The sequence below is a fragment of the Escherichia sp. AM3 genome, from assembly GCF_032029835.1.
Lineage (GTDB): Bacteria > Pseudomonadota > Gammaproteobacteria > Enterobacterales > Enterobacteriaceae > Escherichia > Escherichia coli.
Window position 1 is genome coordinate 1 of sequence record NZ_JAVUPQ010000259.1, and the last position, 1708, is coordinate 1708.

General features: G+C 32.8%; 2 protein-coding genes and 1 pseudogene. 2 read left to right on the top strand and 1 reads right to left on the bottom strand.

Annotation, left to right across the window (positions count from 1 at the left end):
- Positions 1-547 (bottom strand): annotated as a pseudogene (locus tag RTW80_RS24805) (PrgH/EprH family type III secretion apparatus protein); the annotation flags it as partial.
- 256 nt (positions 548-803) lie between these two features.
- Here RTW80_RS24805 and RTW80_RS24810 point away from each other — a divergent pair.
- Both RTW80_RS24810 and RTW80_RS24815 read left to right on the top strand, forming a co-directional pair.
- The gene (locus tag RTW80_RS24810; RefSeq protein ID WP_001195875.1) at positions 804-1304 is read left to right on the top strand and encodes a helix-turn-helix transcriptional regulator; all 501 of its coding nucleotides are present in this window, start codon (positions 804-806) and stop codon (positions 1302-1304) included.
- 1 nt (position 1305) lies between these two features.
- Positions 1306-1599: an invasion protein gene (locus RTW80_RS24815; protein WP_000060555.1), complete on the top strand. Its 294-nt coding sequence runs from the start codon at positions 1306-1308 to the stop codon at positions 1597-1599.
- The last annotated feature ends 109 nt before the right edge of the window (positions 1600-1708 follow it).

A 1708-nucleotide genomic window follows, 5' to 3' on the forward strand; every position in this document is an offset into this window, starting at 1 on the left:
TTGTTTACAAGAATTTTATCGATAGGTCTCAGCTGCGGATCATTACTGGCATTAACAATATAAAAAGCAATGAAAATGATAGCAAAAAGAAAAAAAAGCATTACATACTTAAACAGCTTACTGCTAAAGAAATGTTGTTTTGTAGAAATAATGTTATTTTCAATAATGCCTGGCAATGAATACTGCCAAACTTCATTTTTTCTTTTACAGCAAATTTGAGACCTAAAACTTCTATTTGCTGATTCAATGTTAACGTTCTATCTTCAGGTTCTTGTGCTGTTAATTCTCTGAATGTTACTACCAGATCAGGGTCGGTAGTAATTATTATCTCAAAACTACCTGTAAGCTCGCCATAAGGAACGACTATTGTGTTTTCTGGTAACTCAGAAAAAGCATCACTTCTTCCTAACGAAACATCATTACCAATGATAACAAGTAGACGCCCATTAAGTATTTCATACTCGCATCCATTCAATGGTCCGCTCAACAAACGAATGGCATAAGATTCCAATAAGTCTTGTGATAAGAATTTATCATTATTTTCCATGAATAGAACCCGCTAATTCCATAAGCTCTAGTTTAGAGTAGTGTAACAAGACGGAAATTTCATGACCAAAATATGATGACACAGAATAAAAAATTATAATTTCGAGGACTATTTTAAATGCCTCTATGCATAACTTTATTTACAATTTAAGGTATAAACCCTATTCCCCCAATGTTAAGCAAATATAACAATTACTCTTATTTTAACTTTTACACGTAATATTTACCCTAAATGATTTTAGAGTACAGGTTGGCATATGCAAGTCTTTTCCAGTGATGTCTACTTCACTGTAGTCACTAATGCATTATTAGCATCCCAAAAAGAATATTACAGCGATTTAGTTGCGTTGGTTGATCTTGGGCATTCATTCGTTGTTATTGATGAGCATCAACATCGAAATCTCAAACCAAATACAGAACCTGTAAACATCCTTTTAAGCAACAATTTCATCAGGATCAATAAGAATATTAGATTATCTGATTTAACGCATTTCCTGATTTCGAATCTTCATACACAAAATGTGTATTCCACACAAGAAGCACTTACCCATGATGATATAGATATCCTGCGGTTATGTGTTTCTTACTCGTTAAAACAAGTAGCCATTATTAAAGGAATTGATTATAAAACAGTATCATATCACAAAATAAGAGCCCTAAATAAACTTAACATAAAAGGTACTGTTGAGTTGTTTATAGCACTCTGTGAATGGGATAAACATTATTTTAAACTCCAATCTTGCGTAAGAGAAAGTTGATATGTCATTAGTAGGATATAATAGTAAAATCATAATAACCATCGCGCTGATATCGTTGCTCTCTGCATGCACCAGAGAAAATTCATTAAAGGAGAATCAAAATAAAAGAAGTGGCGAATCCCAAGCGATAGTAGATGCAAGACAGTTCTTTAGCGAACACCCGGAATATATATCTACAGCAGAACTGGAGCAAAAGCTATATCGCGAATTTGCACAGGTTACTACAGTTCCAGCTTATAAAGAGATGAGTATGTATCAATTGCTTGTCATTTCACAAGATCATTTAACTCATTAAATAATGAATCTACACGGTTTTTGCGTGTAGATTCTTATAAATTTCTGACTACGACAGATGTTTAATTTTTTAAATTATCGTCTTTATTCTCGATTTCTTTCTCTTCACC